Here is a 26707-nt window from a genome sequence, read left to right as displayed (position 1 = left end):
TTTTACTTCCTTTAGTCAACCAAACTTTTTAATTTAACTGGTAAATAGAGAAAATAAAGCAATAGTGTAACTCCTGCCATGAAAAGCAATGCAACTCTATCTTGGAAAAATAGCAACGCCATAATTGTTTCAACTAACAGCACACTGTAACCAACAAGAACAATCACTTGTCTCACACCCTTTAACTTTAATCCGATTTCTAGAGGAAATAAGAATGTCAAATATTGATAATCAAAAGCATTGTACAAAGCGGTCAATTGAAATAGCAAAAGATAATTCAACAGTATCACAAAAACAGCCGCAATCCAAGATTGACCGAGCAAGCCAATTCCTAAAAGAGATAGAAATAGCAACCGCATGGTCAAAGCCAGAAAATCACCATTTCGCAAATAAGAGCGTAAAAACATATTCTGCCAGGTGGTTGATTGCCTTTTTGGCAAAATATTCGTCAAACTATCAAGATAGGCTCGGCGTTTCACGCTATTGGAGATTCCTTTTACATTGGTAAAGAGAGCAAAAAAACGCAAGATTGTCTGCTTTCGTCTCTCTTCGTAGTCAATGAGATAGCTCCAATTTATGCCTACACCTTGATAAAATCTTTGGCTCTTTTTCAAAAATAGAAACCATTTTGCTATTAACATAAAAAATACAAGAATAAACCATCCCCAAAATGGTAATCCTAGCGCCAAAAGGAGTGGCGCTGCTAGTAATAGAATAGCCGTTTGAAATACACTCCATAATAAATAAGATGAACACATTTGTTTTTGTAAATAACTTTTTAATTCTTCTTCTTTGACCAACAAAAATAGACTGTCTGGCTTTTCCATATACGTTGCAATTCTTCCCAAAGGCAACAAGAACACCAAAAGAACTGCTAAAGCAAGAATAATTGGCAGGTGATTTTTAGGAAAATTTCGCAACAGTTGACTATATTGAACAGCTAAAAAGCCAATAAAAACTAATAAAAATAGAACAAAATGGTCGTTAAAAACATAGCGTGAATATTTCAAACATTGATTGCGAAATACTTGCTTGCGCTTTTGAAACACTTCTTTCATAGGCTTGCCTCTTCTGTCAATGCCAGATAGATCTCATTCAGGCTAGCTTCTGGCATAGAAAATTCTGATTGCAACTCTGATAAGTTACCTTTCGCTCGGATTTCCCCCTTGTGCAAAATCACGAATGAATCACACATTCTTTCTGCTGAGTCCAACACATGCGTACTCATCAGGATAGACTTGCCTTTCGTCTTTTCATCTTTCAAAAGCTCTATCAAATCAGCAATCGCTACTGGATCGAGTCCCAAAAATGGCTCATCCACGATAAAGAGACTCGGATCAACTACAAAGGCGCAAATAATCATGACTTTTTGCTTCATTCCCTTTGAAAAGTGAACGGGGAACCAATCCAATTTTTCTTTCAAGCGAAACTTGGTCAATAATTGCTCCACGCGCGCAAAAGCTACCTCTTGATCGACATCATAAGCCATAGCAACTGTTTCAATGTGCTCTCTTAAAGTCAATTCCTCATATAAACTAGGAGTCTCTGGAATAAATCCAATTTTCTTACGATAAGCCATGGGATTGTCTTGCAGTTTAGCGCCGTCAATTAAAATTTCCCCTTTATAAGGAGTTAAAAGTCCAATAATTTCATTGATTGTTGTAGATTTACCCGCACCATTCAAGCCAATCAACCCTACTAGTTCGCCATTTCCTACTGTAAAACTAACATCTTTTAAAACAGGAATATTCACATAGCCTCCTGTAAGCCCTTTTATTTCTAACATATTTTCTCCAAATTCTGGTATAATGTTCTTATATTATAACAAAATCTAGCAAAGTGGAGGTAAATTTTGATGGAAGATTGCATTTTTTGTAAGATTATTGCAGGAGAAATTCCATCTTCTAAAGTTTACGAGGATGAGCAAGTCTTGGCATTTTTAGATATTTCACAAGTTACTCCTGGGCACACCTTAGTTGTACCAAAAGAACATTTTCGTAATATGCTTGAAATGGACGGGGAAGCAGCCGGCCAACTCTTTGCATGCATACCAACTATTGCTCGTAAAGTGATGAAGGCGACTGACGCAAAAGGAATGAATATCATCAATAATAACGAAGAAATCGCTGGTCAAACTATCTTTCATACACATGTCCACTTAGCGCCACGTTATACTGAAGATGATGATTTGAACGTAACCTTTGTTGCTCACGAACCCGACTTCCCTGCATTGGCAGCTTTAGCCGAAAAAATTTCAAATGCCTAAGGAGAAACTATGAAATTTAGCAATTTATTGTTATTCACAGGTGCAGCTACTGCCAGTTTTTACCTTGTTAAAAATAGAAAAAAAATCATGGATGAAGCTGTTGAAACCTATGATTCTATAAATAGTATACAGCAGGACCTTCAAAACATTCAAAAAAATGTACAAATCATTCAAGCACAAAAAAGCCATTTAGAAGCTATTTCACAGGATTTGACTTACCAATTTAAACTCTTTGAACAAGAAGCTACTGCACGTCTTCAGCAAATACAAGATACCTGGAATGCTCACAAAAAATAGATATAAAAAGGAATTTAGCATTTGGCTAAATTCCTTTTTATTACTGCACATAATACTATCCATTTGGATCTGCCCCATACGAACTGTTTGAGTAGGCTGATGAATCGGTCACACCATTTACTATACCACTCCCTGATTGACCAGAACTAGGAACAGCGTTGCCATACAGTTCTTCATATACAACAGCATTTGTTTCCAATTTAGTCACTTCTTCCAAACCTAATGATTTTCTCAAAATATTTTGCATTTCCAATAAATGCTCTGATGTGACGATTTGATAAGAACCACCATCTGCTAGGGTTGCTTCTTCGCCTTTTAACTGCTTACTTTTAATATTCTTGAAAGCATCTTGATAACCTAATAATTGAGGAATACTACCAGAAGACAACTCAACATTCGTCTGCATATTATTGCTAACAGCCTTTAAAATAGCTTGATAGTGACTAACACTATTTAAACTCAATACTTTTTGGACTACTTTTTGAATCACCTCACGTTGGCGCTTTTGACGTCCATAATCCCCTTCCGGATCTTGATAACGCATCCGCGAATAGACCAGTGCTTGATCACCATTGATATGTTGTTTCCCTGGTTCAACAACTGCTTTGTATTCTGGCTCGTTTTCTTCAATCGAGATAGGAAAACCAAGGGTGTTATTGACCGTAATGCCTCCAACAGCATCAACTAATTGTACCAGACCTTTCATATTGATCAGAACATAACGATCAATGTGAATATTCATCATTTTTTGAATCGTTGAAATCGCTAGTTCGGCACCACCATTAGCATAAGCTGCATTAAGTTTTGCTTGCGTTGTCCCATCAGCGGTTTTAATTTTGGTAAGAATATCCCTTTCCAAACTCATCATTGTCGTTTTTTTTGTCTTAGGATTAACTGTTACGAGAATCATGGAATCACTATTTCCAGCCCACCGATCTGAGCGTGATCCACTACCTGTATCCACCCCCATCAAAAGCAAGGTCAAAGGTTTGGTAGCGGCAATCACATTTGTTTCTTTCCCAAAGCTTTTATAAGTCTTAGACAAAGCATCTGTTGATTGGTTATAAATAGTAAAACCATAAACGCCTAGCCCCGCGATAGTTACAAGGCATAAGCTCAAAAACATTAAGATAATTTTTTTAAACATATTTATTCTAGTCTATCAGTTTTCCCATTAGATAAACATCAAGAAATTCCCCTTCTGTAAGATAGGCCCCTCTTTTTTGAACGCCCTCAATCTCAAACCCAAATGCCTGATACAAATGAACAGCACGTTCATTTCTTGCTTGTACAGTCAATTCTAATCGCCGAATCACTCCAGAATTCTCTGCCCAATTTATCGCCTCTTCTAAAAGAAACTTTCCTATGCCTTGATTCCAAAATGCTCTTTTAACCACGATAAAGATCTGCCCAATATGTCGAATCCGCTCATGAAAATCAGCTGTGATACTCACAAGACCAGTAATTTCATTATCTAATAGTGCAATTAGATAAATCTGATTATCTGACGCGGCCTGATGTTCAATGAAAGAGCTCATCTGCTCTTCTGTCATCAAAATCCCTGCGTCATCTAATGTCATGTAATCTGACTCTTGCCCAACCTGATTAAGAAAATCAATCAAATGTACAGCATCCTGAATCTCTGCTTCTCTTATCAGCAATTCTAACTCAGCCATTGAAAAGTTCCTCAAGTAAATTCTCAGCTCGATGACCTTTTGCGTCAAAGATCAATTCTCGACCATCATTTTTTCTTAGAATCGTCAATTTGAGATAATCGCTTGGTAAACTATCTTCCAATAATTCACCCCATTCAATGACTGTCACCCCTTCACCAAAGAGAAAGTCATCTAAATCAATCGAATCTGGATCTTCCCCAATGCGATACACATCCAAATGATAGAGTGGAAGGCGGCCATCATATTCCCGAACAATCGTGTAGGTCGGACTTTTAATCATTTGTTTGATATCTAGCCCGCGTGCTAATCCTTTGGTAAAGGTTGTTTTTCCAGCTCCTAGATCACCTGTTAAAATCAAAACATCTTGTTTTTGGAGTAAAGCGCCTAATTTCTCACCCCACGCCATTAACTCATTTTCATTATGACTAAACATTTTACTATTATATCAAAATTTTTCGTTTTCTGCTAAAATTTGACAAAAGAAAAAGGGGTGGGACAGAACTCATTTTGAAAATTTTTAGTTCGTAATCTCACTCCCACAAATATGCTCAACAGTCTGAGAGACTATTGAGGTAATGGATAAAGGAAACAGAGTTTTTGTTAAAAAGACTCTTCTCAGTTTGAAAAGCAACTATTCTTGAGACTTGCTTCGCAATCTCTATTTACCTCCTCAAAGCTGTGCTTTGAGCAATCAACTGCTGTATCGGTGATTTATTCAACAGTATGCTTTGAGGCTAGGAACTTTCGTTCCAACCTCATTTTTTCAATCATTAAGCCAGAGCTAGACTGATAAAGTTTAGGATAAATAAGACATCCAATACCCAGATAATGGGATGAACTTCCTTAGCTTCACCCTTGATGATTTTCACAAAAGCATACATGATGAAACCTGCAGCAATACCATGAGTAATACTGTAAGTAAAGCCCATGAAAACGGATGTAAAGAATGCTGGTACTGCTTCTGATAAATCGTCCCATTCAATATCTTTCATGCTAGAGAGCATCATCATTCCCACAATGATAAGAATAGGTGCTACTGCTACTGTTGGTACAATAGCAAGAAGTGGACTAAAGAAACTTGACACAGCAAACAAAGCTGCAACGACAAGCGCTGTCAATCCAGTACGACCGCCCGCTTCAATTCCAGCCGCACTTTCTACATAAGTCGTAACATTTGAAGTCCCTGCAATCGCACCAATAGTTGTCCCAACCATGTCTGAGAATAATGCCTTATCCATTTTAGTTTGAAGACCAGACGAATCTTTAGCAGCTTCTTCATCTGCAATGTTAAAGATGCCCGCTTTGCGCCCTGTACTAATCAACGTTCCGATGTTATCAAAAATATCTGTTAATGAAAAGGCCAAAATAGCAAGAAGCACTTCTGGGATGCGAGAAGGTTTTGCAAATAAAGCTAACAAACCGTTTTTGCCTAAAGCTGCACCAAAAATCTTTCCCAAATCCTGAATAGCAGCACCGATATTATTGGAAGCAAAATTGATTTTTGAAAGATCTACAACTCCCACTAAAATGGCTACGATTGTGGTTGCCGCAATAGATAACACAATACCTCCGCGTACACGTTTCAAAACAAAGAAAATGGTGATGAAAATTCCAAATAAAGCTACAAGAACAGCTGGGTTGTTAAAATCTACCAAGCCCGGTGTTGCCATTCCATTGGCTGTAATAGCTGCTTGTGCCTTATCAGCACCTTTTCCTGTAACGCTATAAGTTCCCGGATCAATTGAGAATTTCAAAAGTCCAGCTTTTTTAACTCCAATGTAAGCTAGAAAAATCCCAATCCCACCAGAAATAGCATATTTTAAACTTTCTGGAATTGCATGAATAATAATTGTACGAACTTTGGTTAGCGTAACAATAATGCTGATAATCCCACAAAGAAAAACCATCGCTAGTGCTTCTTGCCAAGTATAACCAAGCGCAAAAACAACGGTATAAGTAAAGAAAGCATTCAATCCCATACCAGGAGCCTGAGCATAAGGAATATTGGCATACAAAGCCATCATCATCGTTCCAGCAACAGTCCCAATGATTGTCGCCAAAAAAACACCTTGAGCCGGCATCCCTGTTTGACTGAGCATCTCAGGATTGACAAAGAGAATATAACTCATTGCAAAGAAAGTGGTTAAACCAGCAAGAACTTCTGTACGAACAGTTGTACCGTTTTCTTTTAGTTTAAAAAGCTTGTCCATTTTTAAATCTCCTTAAAATTTACGAACGATAGTAGATATAATAACACAAAACATTCACAATTTCAACGTTTTTTTCAAAAAATAAACAAACTATCACAGCAATTTTTATATAAAATCTTTATTTAGACTGATTTTTACTCAAAAAGACCAAGGACATGATTTGAATAAAGGTAAACCCTAAAATGAACAGCAGACTCTCCCGCTGCAAAGACGCTGCCAGACGCTCAAAAACTAGTGTAGGATGACTAACTAAATCCCAAGAATTAAGTCGATCATAACGACCTATATAAATGGCTAAACTAGATAAAAACGACACTGCTCCAATAGCTAAATACTCTATCCACCAATTCAACTTTAAATAATGTACAATCATGTTCCAGCTCTCAATTCCACATAAAACTCCAAAGAAAATACTTGGAACAAATGCCATAAAAAGATGTAAGCTTTCTCGATTCCACAAGGTATCACTCACCCAGTGCATGTGTACCAAGTCCGTAATCATATAGAACGTATTGGGGTAAAATGCTAGCCAAAGAAGAATGACAGGTAGGAAAAACCATTTCTTTTTAAACTGAATGGCTAGAAAAGCTGTATCATAGGCAATCAAAGCTAAAAACATATTCCAGATCAAATCCGGCCCCTTCGTTAAAATTCCTTCGACATAAACGATAACAGAAATGATTGCAAAGAAAATATGAATGATAATTGTTTTACGCATACTCGATGTCCTCCTTCATTATATAAGAAAACATTATATCACAAATTATGCACTTTCATCTTAAAATCTGCTATAATAGAAAACAGCACAAATGAAAGAGTAAATTATGACAAAAAAAGTAATTGCAGTAGATTTAGACGGAACTTTGCTCAATTCTGACAGCAAACTTTCTGAATTTACAAAAGAAACGATCAAAAAAATTTCTAAAAAAGGCCACCATGTTGTTATCACAACAGGACGACCTTATCGGATGGCACGAGAATTTTACAAAGAGTTGGAGTTACATACGCCAATGATTAATTTCAATGGTTCTTTGACTCATATTCCTGAGAAAAAATGGCAACAAGAAAGATGCATCACCTTAGACAAAGAATATCTATTGGATATTGTCAAACGGAAACAAGAAATTAAAGCGGACTTCATCGCTGGTGAGTACCGAAAGAAATTTTATATTACAACACCAAATGAAGCAATTGCCGATCCAAAATTGTTCGGTGTGGAATCCTTTCGACCTGAAAATCAATTCATCCCTGACTTAGTGACTAAAAATCCCAATTGTATCCTCTTGCAAACTCACGCTACTGATAAATATGCCTTAGCTGATGAATTGAATCAATTTTATCAACAGCAGCTCTCTATCAACACTTGGGGAGGACCACTAAATATCCTTGAATGCACTCCAAAGGGTGTAAACAAAGCCTTTGCTTTAAAATATTTATTAGATATTCTGAACGTAGATCGAAAAGATTTAATTGCTTTCGGAGACGAGCACAATGACACAGAGATGTTAGCATTTGCCGGTACAGGCTATGCTATGAAAAATGCTAGTCAAACACTTCTTCCCTATGCAGATGAACAACTACCACTGACCAATGATCAAGATGGAGTGGCTCATCAATTATTGAAACTATTTTTATAACAATGCTTAGAGTTGGACAGGTCTTCTGCCCGATTCTTTTTAGTAGTTTGTTACAAAATCATGTAGTAAAGTGGATTCAGTTTTATGCTATAAATTTTATATGATGAATTTAGCTTTTTGGATTTAACATTTCTCTAAATTATTTATTGAGTTTTCTTTTTCTGTTCGATGTTTTCCAAGAAAAGAAAGAATATTTTTCATACTTTCATAATTTTTTGTAAACGTTTTTCAAGGTTAATATATTGTTTAAATGACTAGCCTTATCTGTTTACAATCTGTCAAAAATATGAAAGAATTTGACTTTTTTTAGCTTAAACTATTGCATTTTTCATGAAAACGTTTTATACTTAAATAGTCTTAAATTTTTCTTAAACTTAAGTCAAACATTTTATAAGGAGGAAAGACAATAATGAGTATCGGAATCATTATTGCAAGCCATGGTGAATTTGCTGCTGGTATTCATCAATCAGGTTCTATGATTTTTGGTGAGCAAGAAAAAGTTCAAGTTGTAACTTTTATGCCAAACGAAGGTCCTGATGATTTGTATGCTAAGTTCAATGATGCTGTGGCTGCTTTTGACGCGAACGATGAAGTTCTAGTTTTGGCTGATCTTTGGAGTGGTTCTCCATTTAACCAAGCTAGCCGCGTAATGGGTGAAAATCCTGACCGTAAGTTCGCGATCATTACAGGTTTGAATCTGCCAATGTTGATTCAAGCTTATACAGAACGAATGATGGATGCCAATGCTGGCGTTGACACTGTTGTCGCAAACATCATCAAAGAAGCCAAGGAAGGAGTAAAAGCTCTTCCTGAAGAACTAAATCCTGTAGCCGAAGTAGCAAGTGCGCCGACTGCACCGACTGCTCAGGCTACTATTCCAGAAGGAACCGTTATTGGCGATGGCAAGTTAAAAATCAATCTTGCACGTATCGATACACGTCTTCTGCATGGTCAAGTTGCGACTGCTTGGACACCAGATTCTAAAGCAGATCGTATCATCGTTGCTTCTGACTCGGTAGCGCAAGATAAGCTTCGTAAGGAGCTGATCAAGCAAGCTGCACCTGGTAATGTCAAAGCAAATGTTGTCCCAATCGACAAATTGATTGCAGTAGCAAAAGATCCTCGTTTTGGTAACACACATGCATTGATTCTTTTTGAAACTCCTCAAGATGCACTCCGTGCGGTTGAAGGCGGTGTCGATATCAAAACACTTAATGTTGGCTCAATGGCTCACTCAACGGGTAAAACAATGGTCAATAACGTCTTGTCAATGGATAAAGATGACGTTGCAACCTTTGAAAAATTGCGTGACCTAGGAGTCGAATTTGACGTACGTAAAGTACCAAACGACTCTAAAAAAGATTTGTTTGACTTAATTAATAAAGCCAACGTTCAATAATAGAAAGGATTTAGAATATGTCAATTATTTCTATGATTTTAGTGGTCTTCGTTGCCTTTCTTGCTGGACTTGAAGGAATCTTAGACCAATTTCAATTCCACCAACCACTTGTTGCATGTACACTTATCGGTCTTGTAACAGGACACTTGGAAGCAGGTGTAATGCTTGGTGGTTCACTACAAATGATCGCTCTTGGTTGGGCAAATATTGGTGCTGCTGTTGCGCCTGATGCTGCTCTTGCATCTGTTGCTGCCGCTATTATTATGGTACAAGGTGGAGACTTTACAAACAAAGGTGTTGCTGTCGCAACTGCTGTTGCTATCCCACTTGCTGTTGCTGGTCTTTTCCTTACAATGATCGTTCGTACTATCTCAGTTGCCCTTGTTCATGGTGCTGATGCCGCTGCTAAAAAAGGTGATATCGCAAGCGTAGAACGTGCTCACTTGTTTGCTCTTGTCCTTCAAGGTTTGCGTATCGCTATTCCTGCTGCGCTTCTTCTTGCTATCCCAGCTGAATCAGTACAAAACTTACTTTCTGCAATGCCTGCATGGTTGTCAGATGGTATGGCTATCGGTGGCGGTATGGTCGTTGCCGTTGGTTATGCTATGGTTATCAATATGATGGCAACTCGCGAAGTATGGCCATTCTTTGCTATCGGTTTTGCACTTGCAGCTGTTAGCCAATTAACTCTTATCGCTCTTGGTACAATCGGTGTTGCAATCGCTCTTATCTACCTTAACCTTTCTAAAAAAGGTGGCAATGGTGGCGGCGGAGGTTCTGCTACATCAAATGACCCAATTGGTGATATTTTAGAAGACTACTAAGAAAGGAGCTACTAATATCATGACAGAAAAAATTCAATTATCAAAATCAGATCGTCAAAAAATTTGGTGGCGTTCAACTTTCTTGCAAGGTTCTTGGAACTATGAACGGATGCAAAACTTAGGTTGGGCTTATGCGTTAATTCCGGCTATCAAAAAACTCTACACTAACAAAGAAGACCAAGCTGCTGCTCTTGAACGTCACTTGGAATTCTTTAACACTCACCCATACGTAGCTGCACCTATCATCGGGGTTACACTTGCTTTGGAAGAAGAAAAAGCAAATGGTGTTGAAATTGATGATGCTGCCATTCAAGGGGTTAAAATCGGTATGATGGGGCCTCTTGCTGGTATCGGTGACCCTGTATTCTGGTTCACAGTTCGTCCTATCCTTGGTGCTCTTGGTGCCTCTCTTGCTTCAACAGGGAACATCATAGGGCCAATCCTCTTCTTCGTTCTTTGGAATCTTATCCGTATGGCCTTCTTGTGGTACACTCAAGAACTCGGTTACAAAGCTGGTTCTGAAATTACTAAAGATATGTCAGGCGGTATCCTTCAAGATATCACTAAAGGAGCTTCTATTCTCGGTATGTTCATCCTTGCTGTGCTTGTTGAACGCTGGGTAAATGTTAGCTTTGCACTTCAACTTCCTTCAACAAAACTCTCAGAAGGAGCTTACATCAATTTCCCTAAAGGTGCTGTAAGTGGTGAACAGCTTCAAAAAATCTTAGGCGATGTCGCAAATGGACTTAGCTTAACTCCTGAAAGAGCAAACACGCTACAAGGTCAATTGAATTCATTGATTCCTGGTTTGATGGGACTTCTCCTTACTTTCCTTTGCATGTGGTTGCTTAAGAAGAAAGTTTCACCAATCACTATCATCATCGGATTATTCATCGTTGGTATTATCGCCAAGGTTATTGGTTTGATGTAAAATGAAAAGAAGGCAGAAGCCTTCTTTTTTTACTGTTAAATTTTTAAAATTTGGCAATCAAAGATACCTTTCAAAGAAGAAAATAAAAATTTTTCAATGCAAATATGGTATAATGAAAAGGAAAGATTTAAGAAAAAGAGGGAAAGATGGCACAATCACAAAATACAAAAATTGATTTTCAAACAACCGGAACTTCTTATCTGGGAATTGGAGGAAAAGTTGGTAAATTTTTAATTGGAGATAAAGCACTTGAATTTTATGCGGATGCCAATGTTGAAGATTACATCCAAATCCCTTGGGATACTATCAATCAAATTGGCGCTAATGTTTCGGGCAAACGAATTAGTCGTCATTTTGAAGTTTTTACCGACAAAGGTAAATTCCTCTTTGCCTCAAAAGATGCTGGGACTATTTTGAAACATGCCCGAAATCATATCGGTAATGACAAAGTCGTTAAACTACCAACACTGATTCAAACAATTGGTCAATTTTTTAAAAATCTATTTGCAAAAAAATAAGAATTTTTGTATAATCGTAAGAAACGGATAAGTAAATCTAGTATCTCTTTCAGAAAGTCTGCGGCAGCTGTGAGCAGATAGAGAGCTAGCTTGAAATTCTACCGTAATACTAATTTCATAAATAATCAAGTGCACTTATGTGAAGTTGGATGGAACCGTGGCCCTGCCACTCCAACAGTTTCACAGGTGCACTTTTATTATAGGAGGTCTTATGTTAGATATTAAACGCATTCGCACAGATTTTGATACTATTGCACAAAAACTAGCAACTCGCGGCGTTGATGCTGTAACACTTGATAAAATGAAAGAGTTTGATAGCAAACGCCGTGAACTCTTGGTTAAAGTCGAAAATTTAAAAGCAGAACGAAATACGGTGTCAGCAGAAATTGCCCAAGCAAAACGTAATAAAGAAAATGCTGATGATAAAATTGCTGCCATGCAAAAATTATCTGCCGAAGTGAAAGCATTAGACGCAAAATTAGCAGAAATTGACGCTACATTAACTGAATTTACAACCACATTACCAAATATTCCTCACGATAGTGTACCAGTAGGCGCTGATGAAGATGATAATGTAGAAGTCCGCCGTTGGGGGACACCACGTGTGTTTGACTTTGAAGTAAAAGCTCACTGGGATCTTGGAGAAAATCTTGATATTCTAGACTGGGAACGCGGAGCAAAAGTCACTGGCGCTCGCTTCCTCTTCTACAAGGGACTTGGCGCTCGTTTAGAACGTGCTATCTACAATTTCATGTTAGACGAGCATCAAAAAGAGGGCTACACAGAGGTCATCCCCCCTTACATGGTTAATCATGATTCAATGTTTGGAACAGGTCAATATCCAAAATTCAAAGAAGATACTTTTGAATTGTGCGACGCTAATTATGTTCTCATTCCAACTGCTGAAGTTCCTTTGACAAATTACTACCGAGGGGAAATTTTAGACGGGAAAGACTTGCCAATCTACTTCACAGCCATGAGTCCGTCTTTCCGTTCCGAAGCTGGTTCTGCCGGCCGTGACACCCGTGGTTTGATTCGTTTGCATCAATTTCACAAAGTGGAAATGGTCAAATTTACCAAACCAGAAGAATCTTATGAAGAGCTGGAAAAGATGACTGCAAACGCTGAAAACATCCTGCAAAAGCTGAATCTTCCTTACCGTGTTGTAGCTCTTTCTACAGGGGATATGGGCTTCTCTGCTGCTAAGACCTACGACTTGGAAGTTTGGATTCCTGCTCAAAACACCTACCGTGAAATCTCCAGCTGTTCTAATACTGAAGATTTCCAAGCTCGCCGGGCCAAAATCCGCTACCGTGACGAAGCAGACGGCAAAGTTAAACTTCTACATACTTTGAATGGTTCTGGTCTTGCAGTTGGTCGTACCGTTGCAGCTATTCTTGAAAATTATCAAAATGAAGATGGTTCTGTTACGATTCCAGAAGTGCTACGGTCATACATGGGTGGTGTAGATGTCATCGCACCGAAGTAACATAAAAACTCTGAGATTTTCAAATCATCTCAGAGTTTTCTTATCTCTTCATTTGATTGTTTCGTTTTTTAATCATTGCACTGCGAATAACACTTATCACAGTTGGAAGTAAGGTAACAATGACAATTCCAAAAATAATAGCTGAAAAATGAGTTTTCACAAAGGGAATATTCCCAAAAAGATAACCCGCCCCTGTCGCAATCAAAGACCAAGATAAGGCAGCAATAAAAGTTCGTTTCAGAAAAGAATGAATAGGGAATTGACTAATGCCTGCTACAAAAGGCACAAAGGTACGAATAATGGGAATATAACGTCCTAAAATAATGGAAGAGGAGCCATGTTTTTCAAAATACACCTCTGCTTCTTTGATATTCTCTTCTTTTATCAACTTGCTGAAAAATTTATAATGTACAAAACGATAGCCCAAGGTTCTGCCAATAAAAAAATTACAGGTATCACCAACGAAAGCCCCAACGAAAAATAGGAGCATAAAAAGCAGAACATTAAAATGCATTTCTGGATTGGCTGATAAGGCACCGGCTGCAAAAAGTAAGCTGTCTCCCGGCAAAAACGGAAATACAACAGCAGCTGTTTCAATAAAAATCACCAAAAATAAAATCAGATAAGTCCAGCCACCTACTGCATTGGCAATATTGTAAATATGCTCGTCAATATGCAAGATAAAATCAATAATAAACATCTCTTCTCCTTTTGTCTATTACCTATTATATCAAAAAATAAAGCGAAAAAACTGATTTGCAAAAATAAAAAGAGCAGTGTAGAAAACTATCTTCTGCTCTATTTTATTAGTATTTTCTAAATCGTTGATAGCGATTTTCTAACAATTCTTCAACTGGTTGCTTAGATAAATGAGTAATCTCTTCTACAATTTCCTGCTTCACAGCATTCAGTAAATCTTGATTTCTAAGCCCTGTCTCAGCAATGACTTTATCTACTACTTTCATCTCAAGAAGTTCATGAGAGGTGATTTTCATGAGTTCCGCTGCTTCCATAGCACGACTGCCGTCTTTCCATAAAATGGAAGCAAAACCTTCTGGGCTGAGAACGGCATAAATCGAATTTTCGAGCATCCACACTCTATCTGCGACCGCTAAAGCGAGCGCACCACCAGATCCGCCCTCACCGATAATAATAGCGATAATTGGCACCTTTAAATCACTCATTTCGAGCAAATTACGCGCAATCGCTTCTCCTTGGCCGCGCTCTTCAGCCCCAACCCCTGGATAAGCACCAGCTGTATTAATAAAGGTCACAATAGGACGAGCAAATTTCTCTGCCTGCTTCATCAAACGAAGTGCCTTCCGATACCCTTCTGGATGAGGCTGACCAAAATTACGGCGCAAATTATCCTGAAGGTTCCGTCCCTTTTGAATCCCTACAATAGTGATTGGCTGGCTATTCAGAGTTCCAATACCACCAATTACCGCTCCGTCATCTCGGAAAGAGCGATCTCCATGCAATTCAATAAAATCTTCACAAATTCCTTGTGCAAAATCCAAAGCTGTCAACCGCGCCTGATCTCGTGCTTCTTTAATAATTCGAGTAATCTTCGTCATTGTTTACCTCCATGGAAAGTAAGCAGTCTAGCAATGGTGGAACGCAATTCCAAGCGCTTGACAATGGCATCAACAAAACCATGCTCAAGCAGAAATTCTGCTTTTTGAAAATCGTCTGGCAATTTTTCGCGGACAGTGGTTTCAATCACTCGACGACCTGCAAAACCAACTAACGCTTGCGTTTCAGCCAAGATAATGTCTCCCTCCATGGCAAATGAAGCCGTCACTCCACCTGTTGTTGGATCAGTTAAAACTGTCAAATAAAACAAGCCAACATTGGAATGTCGTCTCACTGCTGCGGACACTTTAGCCATTTGCATTAAACTCATAATCCCCTCTTGCATGCGCGCACCACCAGATGCGGTAAACAAAGTGACAGGCAGCCTATGTTCTGTGGCATATTCAAAAAGACGAGTAATTTTTTCACCAACAACCGTTCCCATAGATGCTATGATAAAATTGGAATCCATAATTCCCAAAGCCGTCTTTTGTCCATCAATTGTAGCAATTCCTGTGAGCACTGCTTCATCCAAGTCTGTTTTTGCGCGAATTTTTTTCAATTTTTCACGATAATTCGGAAAATTCAGAGGATCCTTCGTTTCAATCCCTGTAAACAATTCCTTGAAGCTATTGGCATCTACGGTCAGATTGAGACGTTCAAAAGCTGAAATACGAAACGTATAACCACACTGTGGACAAATACGTTCACTTCCTAAATCTTTTTGGTAAATGATATGTTTACAACCTGGGCACTTTGAAAATAATTCATCGGGAAACTCAGGCTTTGATTGAGGCGTTTCGCGATTAGAACGATTTGGATTGATGCGAATATATTTATCCTTTTTTGAAAACAAAGCCATGAATTCTACTTACTCCTTTATTTTTTATCTTGATAAGCTGGTAAAAATTTCTCCATAAGAAAAGCTGTATCATAATCTCCAGCAATAACATTTGGATTAGCAATCAAATCCATTTGAAAGCGAGTATTTGTCACCACACCATCAATTTCTAATTCATAGAGTGCGCGTTGCATCTTCATTAGTGCATCAAAACGATTTTCACCATGCACAATAATTTTGGCAATCATACTATCATAATAAGGTGGAATCGTATAACCTGGATAAACTGCTGAGTCTACACGCAGCCCCACACCACCACTTGGTAAATAGAGATTGGAAATCTTTCCTGGACTTGGTGCAAAGTTGAAGGCAGGGTTTTCAGCATTGATTCGACATTCAATAGCGTGTCCCGTTATATGTATATCTTCTTGACCAAAAGCTAGCTCTTGCCCCGCAGCGATTTTTATCTGTTCCTTAACAATATCGATCCCTGTTACAAATTCTGTTATCGGATGTTCAACTTGAACACGAGTGTTCATTTCCATGAAATAAAATTCTCTTTTTCCTTCGTCAAACAAAAATTCAATCGTCCCTGCATTTTCATAGCCAACAGATTGAGCAGCTCGTACAGCAGCCTCACCAATTTGACAACGAAGGGTCTTACCAATTGCAACCGACGGACTTTCTTCCAACACTTTTTGATTATTTCTTTGAAGCGAACAGTCGCGTTCACCTAAGTGAACGACATGACCATGTTGGTCAGCCAAAATTTGAACTTCAATATGCCGAGCCGGATAAATGACCCGTTCCATGTACATAGCACCATTTCCGAAAGCTGCTTTGGCTTCACTAGAAGCCGATTCAAAGGCAGCTGCTAAATCTTCTGCCTTTTCAACTTTCCGAATACCTTTGCCACCACCGCCAGCAGAAGCTTTGAGCATGACTGGATAGCCAATTTTTTCTGCAATCGCAAGTGCTTCGTCTGACGTATGAACTTCACCATCAGAACCTGGGATTACAGGCACATTCGCCTTAATCATCTGAGCACGCGCATTGATTTTATCACCCATTAAATCCATTACCGCTCCCGACGGACCAATAAATTTAATGCCAACTTCCTCGCACATGGTCGCAAACTTAGAATTTTCACTCAAAAAGCCAAAACCCGGATGAATTGCTTCAGAGCCTGTTAAAACAGCTGCTGACAATACTGCATTCATATTGAGGTAAGATTCTGTAGACTTTGCTGGACCAATACAAACTGCTTCATCTGCCAGTAAGGTATGGAGAGCTTCTTTATCAGCTTTTGAATAAACTGCTACTGTCGTAATTCCTAATTCTCTGGCCGCTCGAATAATTCGTACCGCAATTTCCCCACGGTTGGCAATTAAAATCTTACGAAACATGGTGAAATCTCCTTTTATTGTCCGAGTGCAAAAGTTAAAGTACCACTTGCTGCTAACTTCCCGTCAACTTCTGCTTTAGCTTCCACAACAGCAATTGTTCCACGACGTTTGACAAATTTAGCAGTCATGATAAGCTGGTCACCTGGAACAACTTGTCTCTTGAACTTGACCTTATCCATACCAGCATAAAAGACTAGCTTACCTTTGTTTTCTTCTTTAGACAATTCCAGCACACCAGCAGTCTGAGCCAAAGCTTCCATAATGAGAACGCCAGGCATAACAGGATACTGAGGAAAATGTCCGTTAAAGAAAGGCTCATTAATTGTCACATTTTTAAGAGCGACAATTTCATCTTCACTGACTTCCAAAACGCGATCCACCAACAGCATCGGGTAGCGGTGAGGAAGCGCTTCTTTTATTGCATTGATATCAATCATTTAATGCGTACCAGCCCTTTCCCAAATTCAACCATTTCTTCATTTTGAACCAGAATTTCTGTAACTAGACCGTCTTTAGGTGACGGAACTTCATTCATGACTTTCATGGCCTCAATAATCATCAAGGTCTGACCTTTTTTCACTTGATCACCAACTGATACAAACGGTGGCTTATCCGGACCAGCGGCTAAATAAGCTACCCCAACCAAAGGACTTTCTACAACATCACCTTCAGCTGCATCCGACTTTGCTACAGATATTGTTTCTTCAGTTGTATCTGGAGCCAGCATTTCTGTTTGTGAAAGAGTATTTGCGATACCTACCGAAGGCTGGATTGGCGCTACTTGCGGAACTACTTTGGCAGATGGTGTCGCAACTTGTCCTTCATTTTTACTGAAAGTTAATTCATCGCTTTGATTTTTATAAGAAAATTCGCGTAAACTTGATTGGTCAAATTGAGCCATCAAATCTTTGATTTCATTAATATTCATTTAAGCCTCCCAGCGCTTGAATGCAAGAACCGCATTATGCCCACCAAAACCAAAAGTGTTTGAGATAGCATAAGGAATATCATACTCTTTCCCTTGACCATAGATAACATTTGCCTCCATGTAGTCTGAGAGTTCTTGTGTTCCCGCAGTCATTGGTACAAAGCTATGACGCATCGCTTCAATAGTTGCAATAGCTTCAACAGCTCCAGCTGCTCCAAGTAAATGACCTGTAAAAGACTTTGTGGAAGAAACTGGTACTTCTTTTCCTAAAGCAGCGACAATTGCCTGGCTTTCACCTTTTTCATTAGCTTGTGTAGAAGTTCCATGAGCATTCACATAAGCAATGTCTGAAGGGTAAATTTCAGCTTCCTCAAGTGCCATTTTCATCGCCTTAATCGCACCAGCTCCTTCTGGATGTGGGGAGGTCATATGATAAGCATCACAAGTATTACCATAACCAACAATTTCTGCTAAAATCGTTGCTCCACGTTTTTCAGCGTGTTCCAAACTTTCTAGAACCAGCATCCCAGAACCTTCACCCATAACAAATCCATTCCGATCTTTGTCGAATGGAATAGAAGCACGAACTGGATCTTCAGTTGTAGATAAAGCCGTCAAAGCTTGGAAACCAGCGATAGCAAATGGTGTAATAGATGCTTCAGCCCCACCAACGAGCATAACATCTTGAAAACCAAATTTTATAGAGCGAAAAGCATCTCCGATAGCGTCATTTGATGAAGCACATGCTGTATTAATGGATTTACAAACTCCATTTGCGCCAAAGCGCATAGCGACATTCCCAGCTGCCATATTCGGCAAAGCTTTTGGTAGCGTCATTGGTTTGACACGTCTTGGACCTTTTTCGTGCAAGCGAAGAACCTGATCCTCAATTTCTTTAATGCCACCAATACCTGATGCGACAATAACACCAAAACGGTCATGATTGATGCTTTCAACATCTAACTTTGCGTTATTTACAGCTTCCTGTGCGGCATAAAGTGCATAAAGAGAATAGTTATCAAAACGATTGGTATCTTTTTTGATAAAATATTTATCAAAAGGAAAGTCTTGAACTTCTGCTGCATTGTGAACAGCAAAATCACTATTGTCAAACTTCGTGATTGGACCAATTCCAATCTTGCCGTTTACAAGACTATTCCAAAACTCCTCAGGTGTATTCCCAATCGGTGAAGTCAGTCCGTATCCTGTTACAACAACTCGATTTAGTTTCATATCGAACTCCTTTATTCTGATTTATAGCTAAGAAAAATATCTCTTCAAAACCTTCTGTTTTTGTCCAACTTAATTTATCGTTACATGGCTAAGCCACCATCAATAGCAATAACTTGTCCTGTTAAATACTCTTGACGAGCTAGAAAGGTCGCTACTTCTGCCACTTCACTGGTATTACCAAAGCGCTTCATTGGAATCTGAGCCAGTGTAGCTTCTTTTACTTTATCAGACAAAACATCGGTCATATCTGACTCAATCATGCCTGGTGCAATAGCATTTACTCGTACATTACGAGCTGCTACCTCACGCGCTACAGATTTAGTGAAACCAATAAGCCCAGCCTTAGAAGCTGCATAATTTGCTTGACCGACATTCCCAATCAAGCCGACAACACTAGATACATTGATAATAGCACCCTGACGAGCTTTTGTCATTGGCTTCAAAACCGCTTGCGTCATATTAAAAGCACCAACAAGATTCACTTTCAAAACCTGCTCAAAATCTTCCTCAGTTAATTTCAACATAAGTTTATCTTTTGTGATACCAGCATTATTGACCAGAATATCCACGCTTCCAAGTTTTTCAATAGCTTTCTCTACCATTCGCTTAGCATCTGTACTATCTGATACATCACCAGATATCGGAATCACCTGAACTCTATAATCTGAAAATTCAGAAATGAGCTCCTCACCAATCTCACGGCGACCATTTAAAACAATGTTGGCACCTAAGCTTGCAAACTTATGAGCCATTGCAAGTCCAATGCCACGTGTTGAACCAGTTATAAAAATATTTTTTCCTTTAAGTTCCATACCTATTCCTTTTTTCTAGAAGAGCAGTCAAGCTCTTCGCGTCTTCTACTTGATAAACATTAGCTGTCTTATCAATTTTTTTCATAAAACCAGACAAAACTTTTCCAGGACCAATCTCGATAAACTTTGTTACACCAGCTTCTTGCATTCTGGCAATGCTGTCATAAAAACGAACCGGCTCCATTACCTGACGGGTTAATAGCTCTTTTATCCGTTCTTTTTCCATGACAGCAGCTTCTGTATTTCCTACCAAAGGGAGTTTAAAATCAGTAAATTCGACTGCTGCTAAAACTTTTGACAATTTATCACTAGCTGGCTTTAACAAAGCTGTATGAAATGGGCCAGAAACTTTGAGTGGAATCAAACGTTTCACGCCAGCTTCTTTTAACAATTCCACAGCTTTGTCAACCGCTTTAACTTCACCGCCAATAACAATCTGGCTAGGTGTATTGTAGTTTGCTGGTGATACAATTCCCAGCTGACTAGCCTCTTGACAGGCCGTTTCAATCGTAGCCAAATCAGCATTTAAAACCGCAACCATTTTACCAGAGCCAGCAGGAGCTGCCTCCTCCATAAAAACACCACGCTTTGCCACCAAATCAACCGCCGTTGTAAACTCCAAAGCACCAGCGGCTACCATAGCAGAGTATTCTCCAAGAGAAAGACCTGCTACTATGGCAGCTTGTATTCCTTCCTCCTGCAATAACCGATAGATAGCCACAGAAGTCGTCAAAATCGCTGGCTGAGTATACCGTGTCTGATTGAGTTTTTCTTCCTCACGATCAATTAAATTTCTTATATCATAACCTAACACTTGGCTTGCTTCATCATAGGTTGCTCGCACTACATTGTACTGATCATAAAGGTCACGAGCCATTCCCAAATACTGAGCTCCCTGACCTGCAAATAGAAAGGCTGTTTTAGTCATTTCTAGTTACTCCTGCCCAACGGCTAGCCTCTTTTTGGATTACCTCTGCTGCACCGTAGTATATATCCTTCAAAATTTCTTCAACTGTCTCTTCTTTGCTGACAAGCCCTGCAATTTGTCCTGACATGACAGAACCATGTTCAACATCACCCCGAACAACTGCATTTGCCAAAGCTCCTGCACCCAAGTTTTCAAAAACAGTTAAATCTGGATTTTCTTGCTTAAAAGCATCCTTTTCTGCTTGGTCAAATTCTCTAGTCAGTTTATTTTTCAAAGCTCGTACTGCATGACCAAAATGTTGAGCAGAAATAGTCGTATCAATATCACGGGCTTTTAAAATCATATTTTTATAATTTTGATGTGCATTTGACTCTTTTGCGACAACAAAACGTGTCCCCACTTGTACAGCTTCTGCACCAAGCATAAAGCCTGCAGCTGCACCACGACCATCTGCAATTCCACCTGCTGCAATCACAGGGATATCAATCGCTTCAACAACCTGACGAACCAGTGTCATAGTCGTTAATTTTCCGATATGACCTCCTGCTTCCATCCCTTCAGCAATAACTGCATCTGCGCCAATTTTTTTCATTCGCTTAGCCAATGCTACACTTGGTACCACTGGAATGACTGTAATCCCAGCGTCATGAAATCGTTGCATATATTTACTTGGATTTCCTGCGCCAGTTGTCACAACCTTGACACCTTCTTCAATGACCAAATCAACAATATCTTCCACAAAAGGAGACAACAGCATAATATTCACGCCAAAAGGCTTGTCTGTTAATGATTTAATCTTATCAATATTAGCTTTAACAACTTCTTTTGGTGCATTACCACCACCAATAATTCCAAGACCTCCAGCTTTAGATACAGCCCCAGCTAAATCACCATCAGCAACCCAGGCCATCCCACCCTGAAAAATAGGATATTTAATATTTAACAATTCTGTGACACGTGTTTGCATAATACCTCCTTACATGTTGCTTAAGTAATGGCTCAATTCTTTCAATTCAAGCACTTGTATACTTTGAAAATCAAACTATTACCTAAACAAGAGGGAGCGGAACATATCATCCAACTATAGACTTCATTATCCCACTCCGACAAAATTAACTCTTTACTGTTCTTTTTTCTCAAGCAAATCGGTTATACAGTTAACTTCACTGCCTACCTCAATACTTTTTTCAAAAGAGGGCGAGAATCTTATCTCAGCCCCGTTTCAACTTTTTATTTTGTTTTTTCTTCAACATAGGCAACTAAGTCACCAACTGTGTTCAATCCTTCTTCGGTTTCAATTTGAATATCGAATGCATCCTCAATTTCTGAGATAACTTGGAACAAATCCAATGAATCTGCGTCAAGGTCATCAAAAGTTGACTCAAGAGTAACTTCTGAAGGTTCTTTGCCAAGTTCTTCCACAATAATTTCTTGTACTTTTTCAAATACTGCCATGATAGACTCCTTTAAAAATAAATATTTATATTCATGTGATTACCACATAATAACTAAATTGTAACAATAAGTGTGCCCCATGTCAAACCTCCACCAAATCCTGATAGCAAAACTGTTTGGCTGCCATCAAGATGAATGAACCCCTTTTCAACACACTCAGATAAAAGAATTGGAATACTCGCCGCACTCGTATTCCCATATTCCATCATATTCGCAGGAAGTTTTTCCCTTGCTACACCAATTTTTTTCGCCATTTTATCTAAAATGCGAATATTGGCCTGATGTAATAGTAAATAGTCAATATCCTCTACTTGAACATTACTGGATTCAATCGTGTCTTTAATAGAAGCTGCCACATCTCGAATAGCAAAATCAAAAATTTTACGACCATCCATCGTTAAATATAGTGCCGCTTCTTTCTTTTCGGAATAAGGGGAGGACAAACCATATTTACCACAAGTCAAGCTTTCCCCACGCGAACCATCCGTAAATTGACTTTCAGCGAGAAAATGCTGTTTCGAGGAACTTTCAAGAAGCACTCCTCCAGCACCATCACCGAAAAGAACCGCAGTTGATCGATCAGACCAGTCAAGGACTTTTGATAAAGTTTCACTTCCTATAACAAGACCTTTCTGATAACGACCTGAGGAAATTAACTTCTCAGCCATCGACAGGGCAAAAATAAAGCCGCTACAAGCTGCTGTCAAATCAAACGCAAAGGCATGATGGGCGCCAATATTTGCTTGAACTCGTGCAGCCGTTGAAGGCATCATAGAGTCTGGGGTAATAGTTGCCACAATGATAAAATCAAGCTCATTTGCATTGATGTTCGCCTTTTTCAACAATTGATTTGCCACTTTAGTAGCCAGATCACTCGTTGACTCCGTTCGTGACAGATGTCGACGCTTTATTCCTGTTCGACTGGATATCCATTCATCGCTCGTATCCATGATTTTTGCCAAATCATCATTTGTAACCACCTGACTCGGAGCATAATGAGCAACTTGACTAATTTTAGCATAATTCATTATTTCAAATCCTCTAGAAAATGATACAGATTAGTTAGCCCTTTCCCCATCACTTCCATCTCATTGCTGTCCATTCCGTCTATGATTCTCTCAACCATTCTCTTGTGGAATCGTCTATGCAAACGATAAATCAGTCGGCCATTTTTTGTCAAATTTAGATGAACCACACGGCGATCAACTTCCGAACGTGTTCGTTCAATATAACCTTTTCTTTCAAGGTTGTTTAAACTAGTTGTTACGGTTCCTAATGTCACCATCAATTCCTTCGCAACACTGCTAGGGGTTGCATTGGGATTCTTTCCAACCACATCAATCGTATGCATTTCTTTGATAGAGATATCCTTGAAGCGACTGCCTCTCAAACTAGATTCTTCAATAACCAATACATTATTGAAAATAGACGTTAAATAATCATTGACCAATTGGTAATCCAAAAATCTATCCTCCTCTAACAAAAAACTTTTATCATCAAAACATTTGACTAAAAAAGTATATCAGATATCAAAATAAATTGCAACTACTTTTTTACTTCCCAGAAAATTTAGGACGACGTTTTTCTGCATAGGCTCGAACTCCTTCTTTAAAATCCTCTGTAAAAGCGAGAGATTTCTGCAATTTTAATTCCAAATCAGCATATTTTTGCCAACCTGCAAACATACTCTCCCATATCAACTCCTTGATAGCTTGGTAGGAATTTATAGAATGTCGCTTTAATTTCTTAATCAACTGACTTGTCACGTTACCTAATTTTTCAACTTCACAAACCTTATACAACAGCCCATAATCCAAGGCCTTTTCAGCATTCAATGCCTCACCTGTCATCACTAATTGAGTTGCTCTCGTCACACCAATCGCTCTTGCAAGCAAATACAATCCTCCCGCATCCGGAGAGAGACCTACTCCCACAAAAGCTTGAATAAAACGAGAACGCTCCGTCGCAATACAGAAATCCGCAGCTACTACCATATTAGCTGCTGCACCAGCAACTGGTCCATCCACACTCATAATGATCGGTTTCGGTAATTGTTTCATTGAGTAAGAAATTTCATTTACCAATTCAGCGATTTTTACCAAAGACTGAATATCATCTGCCTCCACCGCACGCTGCATTTCTGCCAAATCCCCTCCAACAGAAAACACTTTTCCATTTGCATTAATTAGCAATATTTGAACTAATTCATCTCCAGAAGCCATTTTTATCGCTCTTAAAATTTCTTCACACATGGGAACATTAAACCCATTGGAAACCTCTGGGCGATTCAAAGTCAATGTTGCAACACCGTCATTAACGCTATATAAAATATTTTCAAATTGCATTTAATTGCCTCCGACAATTATTTTCTTTGTAAATTAAATTATTTGACTATCAAATAATGCGATTACATTCTAGCATAAAATAATTGCTTTTGCAAGGAGGGAAGGTAAATTTGAAAAAAGTTCAGAATTTTGCTATAATTTAAACAATTAGCCAATAGGAGAAGTTATGAAAGTTGTTAAATTTGGAGGAAGCTCACTTGCCTCTGCTACCCAATTAGCAAAAGTATTACAGATTATCAAAGAAGATTCTGAACGGCGTTTTGTGATTGTATCTGCTCCCGGAAAACGAAACGCACAAGATACAAAGGTAACAGATGCCCTCATTAAATATTATCGAGACCATGTTGCTGGTAATGACGTAACAAAACATCAACAATGGATTATTCATCGCTATCAAGACATGGCGATAGAACTGGAGCTCAAGCCAAATATTCTAGAAAGAATTTCAAAAAGTATCCAAAAGCTCGCAAGCCTTCCTATCGAAAATAATAAATTCCTATATGATACTTTTCTTGCTGCAGGTGAAAATAATAATGCGAAACTTATTGCAGCCTATTTTTCCCAAAATGGGATAAATGCACGTTATGTTCATCCCAGAGAAGCAGGACTTATTGTGTCCAGTGAACCAGGAAATGCGCGACTTCTCCCCTCCAGTTATGATAAAATCGAAGAATTAAATGAAGCTGATGAAGTATTGATTATACCAGGATTCTTTGGAGTAACAAAAGACGACCAGATTTGCACCTTTTCACGTGGTGGGTCTGATATTACTGGCTCCATTATTGCTGCAGGTGTAAAAGCTGATCTTTATGAAAATTTTACAGATGTTGATGGTATTTTCGCAGCTCATCCTGGCATTATTCACATGCCACATTCCATTCCAGAATTAACCTATCGTGAAATGCGTGAATTAGCTTATGCAGGTTTTACTGTATTACATGATGAAGCACTCATTCCAGCTTACCGCGGAAAAATTCCACTCGTTATTAAAAATACAAATAACCCTACTCATCCTGGAACGAGAATTGTTTTAAAGCATAGCAACGGGGATATTCCTGTGGTAGGTATCGCTGCAGATGCCCATTTCACCAGCATCAACATGTCTAAATACCTCATGAACCGTGAAATAGGTTTTGGTAGAAAAGTTTTGCAAATATTGGAAGATCTAAATATCCGTTGGGAGCACATGCCTACTGGTATCGATGACCTATCTATTATTCTTCGGGATCGTGAGTTGACCCCCATTAAAGAAGAGGAGATTCTTCGCCAATTAAGACTAAAATTAGAGGTCGACCACGCAGAAATTGAACATGATCTTTCAATCATTATGATTGTCGGCGAAAAAATGAAAAGTCACATTGGTTTGACTGCTACCGCAACAAAAGCATTATCAGATAATCACATTAATATCCAAATGATTTCACAAGGATCTAGTGAAGTTTCAATCATGATTGTTATCAATTCCGAACAAGAAAAAGCAGCTATTAAAGCACTATACAAAGCATTTTTTGCATAAAATTGACTCTATCATGACAGTCATGATAGAGTCAATTTTTATTACCATTGAAATATCTTAGCTACATTATACAAGAACCATAAAAAATAAAGAAGACAAAGTAACAAGCTTTACAATTCCACTTTGTGTGATAAACTATGTGCCTTTTGTATCATATTTTTCTCCCTTTACTTTACGGTAGGCTTGAGCACTGTTATTGTAGGGTGTTTGGAGTTCTTTAGGTATAACCTTTGATACGCACCCGCATAGCGGAAGATATTTATCTTCCGCCTCACAGACCCAGACAGACAAAGAACACATAATAAAAGAAATCTTGTTTAAACAAGATTTCTAATCATATACAACTCCGGCAGTAGGACTCGAACCTACGACATCATGATTAACAGTCATGCGCTACTACCAACTGAGCTATGCCGGATAA

Annotated in this window: 30 protein-coding genes and 1 tRNA gene; 9 read left to right on the top strand and 22 right to left on the bottom strand. The window is 38.7% G+C overall.

The features are described 5' to 3' along the window. Nucleotides 1-11: 11 nt before the first annotated feature. Both HMPREF2963_RS07290 and HMPREF2963_RS07285 read right to left on the bottom strand, forming a co-directional pair. Nucleotides 12-1058 (bottom strand): ABC transporter permease, encoded by a 1047-nt coding sequence (locus tag HMPREF2963_RS07290; protein WP_049477007.1) that lies wholly within the window; start codon nt 1056-1058, stop codon nt 12-14. Further along, a complete protein-coding gene (locus HMPREF2963_RS07285) occupies nt 1055-1786 on the bottom strand; it encodes an ABC transporter ATP-binding protein (protein ID WP_039676506.1) in 732 nt (243 codons plus the stop codon). Before HMPREF2963_RS07285 ends, HMPREF2963_RS07290 begins: the two co-directional genes overlap by 4 nt. A gap of 69 nt (nt 1787-1855) precedes the next feature. On the opposite strand from HMPREF2963_RS07285, the gene HMPREF2963_RS07280 reads away from it, so the two are divergent. Beyond that, on the top strand, nt 1856-2266 hold the full coding sequence (locus tag HMPREF2963_RS07280) for an HIT family protein (protein ID WP_070669298.1): 411 nt from the start codon (nt 1856-1858) through the stop codon (nt 2264-2266). Between the two features lie 9 nt (nt 2267-2275). Continuing rightward, nucleotides 2276-2563: a hypothetical protein gene (locus HMPREF2963_RS07275; protein WP_037597822.1), complete on the top strand. Its 288-nt coding sequence runs from the start codon at nt 2276-2278 to the stop codon at nt 2561-2563. 55 nt (nt 2564-2618) lie between these two features. On the opposite strand, the gene brpA is transcribed toward HMPREF2963_RS07275, so the two are convergent. The 5 genes from brpA to HMPREF2963_RS07250 form a co-directional block, all read right to left on the bottom strand. After that, nucleotides 2619-3710 carry a glycopolymer--peptidoglycan transferase LytR gene (gene brpA / locus HMPREF2963_RS07270; RefSeq protein ID WP_039676503.1) on the bottom strand — a complete coding sequence of 364 codons (1092 nt, stop codon included), beginning with the start codon at nt 3708-3710 and terminating at the stop codon, nt 2619-2621. Nucleotides 3711-3717: 7 nt separating this feature from the next. Continuing rightward, on the bottom strand, nt 3718-4239 hold the full coding sequence (locus HMPREF2963_RS07265) for a GNAT family N-acetyltransferase (RefSeq protein WP_003070373.1): 522 nt from the start codon (nt 4237-4239) through the stop codon (nt 3718-3720). Then, nucleotides 4232-4672 carry a tRNA (adenosine(37)-N6)-threonylcarbamoyltransferase complex ATPase subunit type 1 TsaE gene (gene tsaE, locus HMPREF2963_RS07260; RefSeq protein ID WP_003070375.1) on the bottom strand — a complete coding sequence of 147 codons (441 nt, stop codon included), beginning with the start codon at nt 4670-4672 and terminating at the stop codon, nt 4232-4234. Before tsaE ends, HMPREF2963_RS07265 begins: the two co-directional genes overlap by 8 nt. A gap of 337 nt (nt 4673-5009) precedes the next feature. Continuing rightward, the gene (locus tag HMPREF2963_RS07255; protein ID WP_070669297.1) at nt 5010-6449 is read right to left on the bottom strand and encodes an NCS2 family permease; all 1440 of its coding nucleotides are present in this window, start codon (nt 6447-6449) and stop codon (nt 5010-5012) included. A gap of 118 nt (nt 6450-6567) precedes the next feature. Next, nucleotides 6568-7167: a DUF1361 domain-containing protein gene (locus HMPREF2963_RS07250; protein WP_070669296.1), complete on the bottom strand. Its 600-nt coding sequence runs from the start codon at nt 7165-7167 to the stop codon at nt 6568-6570. 106 nt (nt 7168-7273) lie between these two features. On the opposite strand from HMPREF2963_RS07250, the gene HMPREF2963_RS07245 reads away from it, so the two are divergent. The 6 genes from HMPREF2963_RS07245 (at nt 7274) to serS (ending at nt 13247) form a co-directional block, all read left to right on the top strand. Then, nucleotides 7274-8086: a Cof-type HAD-IIB family hydrolase gene (locus tag HMPREF2963_RS07245; RefSeq protein WP_003070380.1), complete on the top strand. Its 813-nt coding sequence runs from the start codon at nt 7274-7276 to the stop codon at nt 8084-8086. Between the two features lie 409 nt (nt 8087-8495). Further along, nucleotides 8496-9485 (top strand): PTS sugar transporter subunit IIB, encoded by a 990-nt coding sequence (locus tag HMPREF2963_RS07240; RefSeq protein WP_003070382.1) that lies wholly within the window; start codon nt 8496-8498, stop codon nt 9483-9485. Nucleotides 9486-9502: 17 nt separating this feature from the next. Next, the gene (locus HMPREF2963_RS07235; RefSeq protein ID WP_003070383.1) at nt 9503-10309 is read left to right on the top strand and encodes a PTS mannose/fructose/sorbose transporter subunit IIC; all 807 of its coding nucleotides are present in this window, start codon (nt 9503-9505) and stop codon (nt 10307-10309) included. A 19-nt stretch (nt 10310-10328) separates the two neighbouring features. Then, nucleotides 10329-11240, top strand: coding sequence for a PTS system mannose/fructose/sorbose family transporter subunit IID (locus HMPREF2963_RS07230; protein ID WP_003070386.1), 912 nt, complete (start codon nt 10329-10331; stop codon nt 11238-11240). A gap of 146 nt (nt 11241-11386) precedes the next feature. After that, nucleotides 11387-11758 carry a DUF956 family protein gene (locus tag HMPREF2963_RS07225; RefSeq protein ID WP_003070388.1) on the top strand — a complete coding sequence of 124 codons (372 nt, stop codon included), beginning with the start codon at nt 11387-11389 and terminating at the stop codon, nt 11756-11758. 211 nt (nt 11759-11969) lie between these two features. Next, nucleotides 11970-13247, top strand: coding sequence for a serine--tRNA ligase (gene serS / locus HMPREF2963_RS07220; RefSeq protein ID WP_070669295.1), 1278 nt, complete (start codon nt 11970-11972; stop codon nt 13245-13247). Nucleotides 13248-13287: 40 nt separating this feature from the next. Here the strand turns inward: serS and HMPREF2963_RS07215 are convergent, their stop codons facing one another. From HMPREF2963_RS07215 to HMPREF2963_RS07150, 14 genes are all read right to left on the bottom strand, one after another. After that, nucleotides 13288-13947: a VTT domain-containing protein gene (locus HMPREF2963_RS07215; protein WP_049493604.1), complete on the bottom strand. Its 660-nt coding sequence runs from the start codon at nt 13945-13947 to the stop codon at nt 13288-13290. A gap of 106 nt (nt 13948-14053) precedes the next feature. Beyond that, nucleotides 14054-14824, bottom strand: a complete 771-nt coding sequence (locus HMPREF2963_RS07210) for an acetyl-CoA carboxylase carboxyl transferase subunit alpha (RefSeq protein ID WP_058670158.1) — start codon at nt 14822-14824, stop codon at nt 14054-14056. Next, complete coding sequence (accD, locus tag HMPREF2963_RS07205; protein WP_070669294.1) at nt 14821-15684, bottom strand: acetyl-CoA carboxylase, carboxyltransferase subunit beta; 864 nt, start codon at nt 15682-15684, stop codon at nt 14821-14823. The genes HMPREF2963_RS07210 and accD overlap by 4 nt, the downstream gene beginning before the upstream one ends. A 17-nt stretch (nt 15685-15701) precedes the next feature. Then, nucleotides 15702-17069 carry an acetyl-CoA carboxylase biotin carboxylase subunit gene (gene accC / locus HMPREF2963_RS07200; protein WP_006269349.1) on the bottom strand — a complete coding sequence of 456 codons (1368 nt, stop codon included), beginning with the start codon at nt 17067-17069 and terminating at the stop codon, nt 15702-15704. A 14-nt stretch (nt 17070-17083) separates the two neighbouring features. Then, nucleotides 17084-17506 carry a 3-hydroxyacyl-ACP dehydratase FabZ gene (gene fabZ, locus HMPREF2963_RS07195; RefSeq protein ID WP_003070400.1) on the bottom strand — a complete coding sequence of 141 codons (423 nt, stop codon included), beginning with the start codon at nt 17504-17506 and terminating at the stop codon, nt 17084-17086. Continuing rightward, nucleotides 17503-17997: an acetyl-CoA carboxylase biotin carboxyl carrier protein gene (accB, locus tag HMPREF2963_RS07190; protein WP_006269356.1), complete on the bottom strand. Its 495-nt coding sequence runs from the start codon at nt 17995-17997 to the stop codon at nt 17503-17505. Before accB ends, fabZ begins: the two co-directional genes overlap by 4 nt. Further along, the gene (fabF, locus tag HMPREF2963_RS07185; protein ID WP_003070404.1) at nt 17998-19230 is read right to left on the bottom strand and encodes a beta-ketoacyl-ACP synthase II; all 1233 of its coding nucleotides are present in this window, start codon (nt 19228-19230) and stop codon (nt 17998-18000) included. A gap of 80 nt (nt 19231-19310) precedes the next feature. Next, the gene (gene fabG, locus HMPREF2963_RS07180) at nt 19311-20042 is read right to left on the bottom strand and encodes a 3-oxoacyl-[acyl-carrier-protein] reductase (RefSeq protein WP_070669293.1); all 732 of its coding nucleotides are present in this window, start codon (nt 20040-20042) and stop codon (nt 19311-19313) included. Further along, complete coding sequence (fabD, locus tag HMPREF2963_RS07175; protein ID WP_070669292.1) at nt 20032-20970, bottom strand: ACP S-malonyltransferase; 939 nt, start codon at nt 20968-20970, stop codon at nt 20032-20034. Before fabD ends, fabG begins: the two co-directional genes overlap by 11 nt. Then, entirely contained in the window at nt 20963-21937 is a 975-nt protein-coding gene (gene fabK, locus HMPREF2963_RS07170; RefSeq protein ID WP_049482168.1) for an enoyl-[acyl-carrier-protein] reductase FabK, read from the bottom strand. Before fabK ends, fabD begins: the two co-directional genes overlap by 8 nt. A gap of 263 nt (nt 21938-22200) precedes the next feature. Next, complete coding sequence (locus HMPREF2963_RS07165; protein WP_003026017.1) at nt 22201-22425, bottom strand: acyl carrier protein; 225 nt, start codon at nt 22423-22425, stop codon at nt 22201-22203. Nucleotides 22426-22478: 53 nt separating this feature from the next. Continuing rightward, a complete protein-coding gene (locus HMPREF2963_RS07160) occupies nt 22479-23453 on the bottom strand; it encodes a beta-ketoacyl-ACP synthase III (protein WP_070669291.1) in 975 nt (324 codons plus the stop codon). Next, nucleotides 23453-23887 (bottom strand): fatty acid biosynthesis transcriptional regulator FabT, encoded by a 435-nt coding sequence (locus tag HMPREF2963_RS07155; protein ID WP_003070414.1) that lies wholly within the window; start codon nt 23885-23887, stop codon nt 23453-23455. Before HMPREF2963_RS07155 ends, HMPREF2963_RS07160 begins: the two co-directional genes overlap by 1 nt. A 91-nt stretch (nt 23888-23978) precedes the next feature. Then, nucleotides 23979-24770 carry an enoyl-CoA hydratase gene (locus HMPREF2963_RS07150; RefSeq protein WP_003070416.1) on the bottom strand — a complete coding sequence of 264 codons (792 nt, stop codon included), beginning with the start codon at nt 24768-24770 and terminating at the stop codon, nt 23979-23981. Nucleotides 24771-24936: 166 nt separating this feature from the next. On the opposite strand from HMPREF2963_RS07150, the gene HMPREF2963_RS07145 reads away from it, so the two are divergent. Next, a complete protein-coding gene (locus HMPREF2963_RS07145; RefSeq protein WP_006269348.1) occupies nt 24937-26286 on the top strand; it encodes an aspartate kinase in 1350 nt (449 codons plus the stop codon). Between the two features lie 344 nt (nt 26287-26630). Here HMPREF2963_RS07145 and HMPREF2963_RS07140 read toward each other — a convergent pair. Beyond that, a tRNA-Asn gene (locus tag HMPREF2963_RS07140) sits at nt 26631-26704 on the bottom strand. Nucleotides 26705-26707 lie beyond the last annotated feature (3 nt).

It is taken from the genome of Streptococcus sp. HMSC067A03 (assembly GCF_001814295.1).
GTDB lineage: Bacteria > Bacillota > Bacilli > Lactobacillales > Streptococcaceae > Streptococcus > Streptococcus constellatus.
Note: the sequence above shows the minus strand (reverse complement) of the source record. Positions and strands in the feature narration are given on the sequence as shown.

Bases quoted from the DNA above. Each gene is read 5' to 3' on its own strand.
- HMPREF2963_RS07165 (WP_003026017.1), bottom strand. From the start codon at position 22,425: ATGGCAGTATTTGAAAAAGTACAAGAAATTATTGTGGAAGAACTTGGC.
- fabK (WP_049482168.1), bottom strand. From the start codon at position 21,937: ATGCAAACACGTGTCACAGAATTGTTAAATATTAAATATCCTATTTTT.
- HMPREF2963_RS07285 (WP_039676506.1), bottom strand. From the start codon at position 1,786: ATGTTAGAAATAAAAGGGCTTACAGGAGGCTATGTGAATATTCCTGTT.
- accD (WP_070669294.1), bottom strand. From the start codon at position 15,684: ATGGCTTTGTTTTCAAAAAAGGATAAATATATTCGCATCAATCCAAAT.
- fabG (WP_070669293.1), bottom strand. From the start codon at position 20,042: ATGGAACTTAAAGGAAAAAATATTTTTATAACTGGTTCAACACGTGGC.
- HMPREF2963_RS07265 (WP_003070373.1), bottom strand. From the start codon at position 4,239: ATGGCTGAGTTAGAATTGCTGATAAGAGAAGCAGAGATTCAGGATGCT.
- HMPREF2963_RS07290 (WP_049477007.1), bottom strand. From the start codon at position 1,058: ATGAAAGAAGTGTTTCAAAAGCGCAAGCAAGTATTTCGCAATCAATGT.
- serS (WP_070669295.1), top strand. From the start codon at position 11,970: ATGTTAGATATTAAACGCATTCGCACAGATTTTGATACTATTGCACAA.
- HMPREF2963_RS07150 (WP_003070416.1), bottom strand. From the start codon at position 24,770: ATGCAATTTGAAAATATTTTATATAGCGTTAATGACGGTGTTGCAACA.
- HMPREF2963_RS07250 (WP_070669296.1), bottom strand. From the start codon at position 7,167: ATGCGTAAAACAATTATCATTCATATTTTCTTTGCAATCATTTCTGTT.
- accC (WP_006269349.1), bottom strand. From the start codon at position 17,069: ATGTTTCGTAAGATTTTAATTGCCAACCGTGGGGAAATTGCGGTACGA.
- HMPREF2963_RS07145 (WP_006269348.1), top strand. From the start codon at position 24,937: ATGAAAGTTGTTAAATTTGGAGGAAGCTCACTTGCCTCTGCTACCCAA.
- HMPREF2963_RS07230 (WP_003070386.1), top strand. From the start codon at position 10,329: ATGACAGAAAAAATTCAATTATCAAAATCAGATCGTCAAAAAATTTGG.
- fabF (WP_003070404.1), bottom strand. From the start codon at position 19,230: ATGAAACTAAATCGAGTTGTTGTAACAGGATACGGACTGACTTCACCG.
- HMPREF2963_RS07240 (WP_003070382.1), top strand. From the start codon at position 8,496: ATGAGTATCGGAATCATTATTGCAAGCCATGGTGAATTTGCTGCTGGT.
- HMPREF2963_RS07215 (WP_049493604.1), bottom strand. From the start codon at position 13,947: ATGTTTATTATTGATTTTATCTTGCATATTGACGAGCATATTTACAAT.
- HMPREF2963_RS07255 (WP_070669297.1), bottom strand. From the start codon at position 6,449: ATGGACAAGCTTTTTAAACTAAAAGAAAACGGTACAACTGTTCGTACA.
- HMPREF2963_RS07235 (WP_003070383.1), top strand. From the start codon at position 9,503: ATGTCAATTATTTCTATGATTTTAGTGGTCTTCGTTGCCTTTCTTGCT.
- HMPREF2963_RS07245 (WP_003070380.1), top strand. From the start codon at position 7,274: ATGACAAAAAAAGTAATTGCAGTAGATTTAGACGGAACTTTGCTCAAT.
- HMPREF2963_RS07210 (WP_058670158.1), bottom strand. From the start codon at position 14,824: ATGACGAAGATTACTCGAATTATTAAAGAAGCACGAGATCAGGCGCGG.
- brpA (WP_039676503.1), bottom strand. From the start codon at position 3,710: ATGTTTAAAAAAATTATCTTAATGTTTTTGAGCTTATGCCTTGTAACT.
- HMPREF2963_RS07225 (WP_003070388.1), top strand. From the start codon at position 11,387: ATGGCACAATCACAAAATACAAAAATTGATTTTCAAACAACCGGAACT.
- accB (WP_006269356.1), bottom strand. From the start codon at position 17,997: ATGAATATTAATGAAATCAAAGATTTGATGGCTCAATTTGACCAATCA.
- HMPREF2963_RS07280 (WP_070669298.1), top strand. From the start codon at position 1,856: ATGGAAGATTGCATTTTTTGTAAGATTATTGCAGGAGAAATTCCATCT.
- fabZ (WP_003070400.1), bottom strand. From the start codon at position 17,506: ATGATTGATATCAATGCAATAAAAGAAGCGCTTCCTCACCGCTACCCG.
- HMPREF2963_RS07275 (WP_037597822.1), top strand. From the start codon at position 2,276: ATGAAATTTAGCAATTTATTGTTATTCACAGGTGCAGCTACTGCCAGT.
- HMPREF2963_RS07160 (WP_070669291.1), bottom strand. From the start codon at position 23,453: ATGAATTATGCTAAAATTAGTCAAGTTGCTCATTATGCTCCGAGTCAG.
- fabD (WP_070669292.1), bottom strand. From the start codon at position 20,970: ATGACTAAAACAGCCTTTCTATTTGCAGGTCAGGGAGCTCAGTATTTG.
- tsaE (WP_003070375.1), bottom strand. From the start codon at position 4,672: ATGTTTAGTCATAATGAAAATGAGTTAATGGCGTGGGGTGAGAAATTA.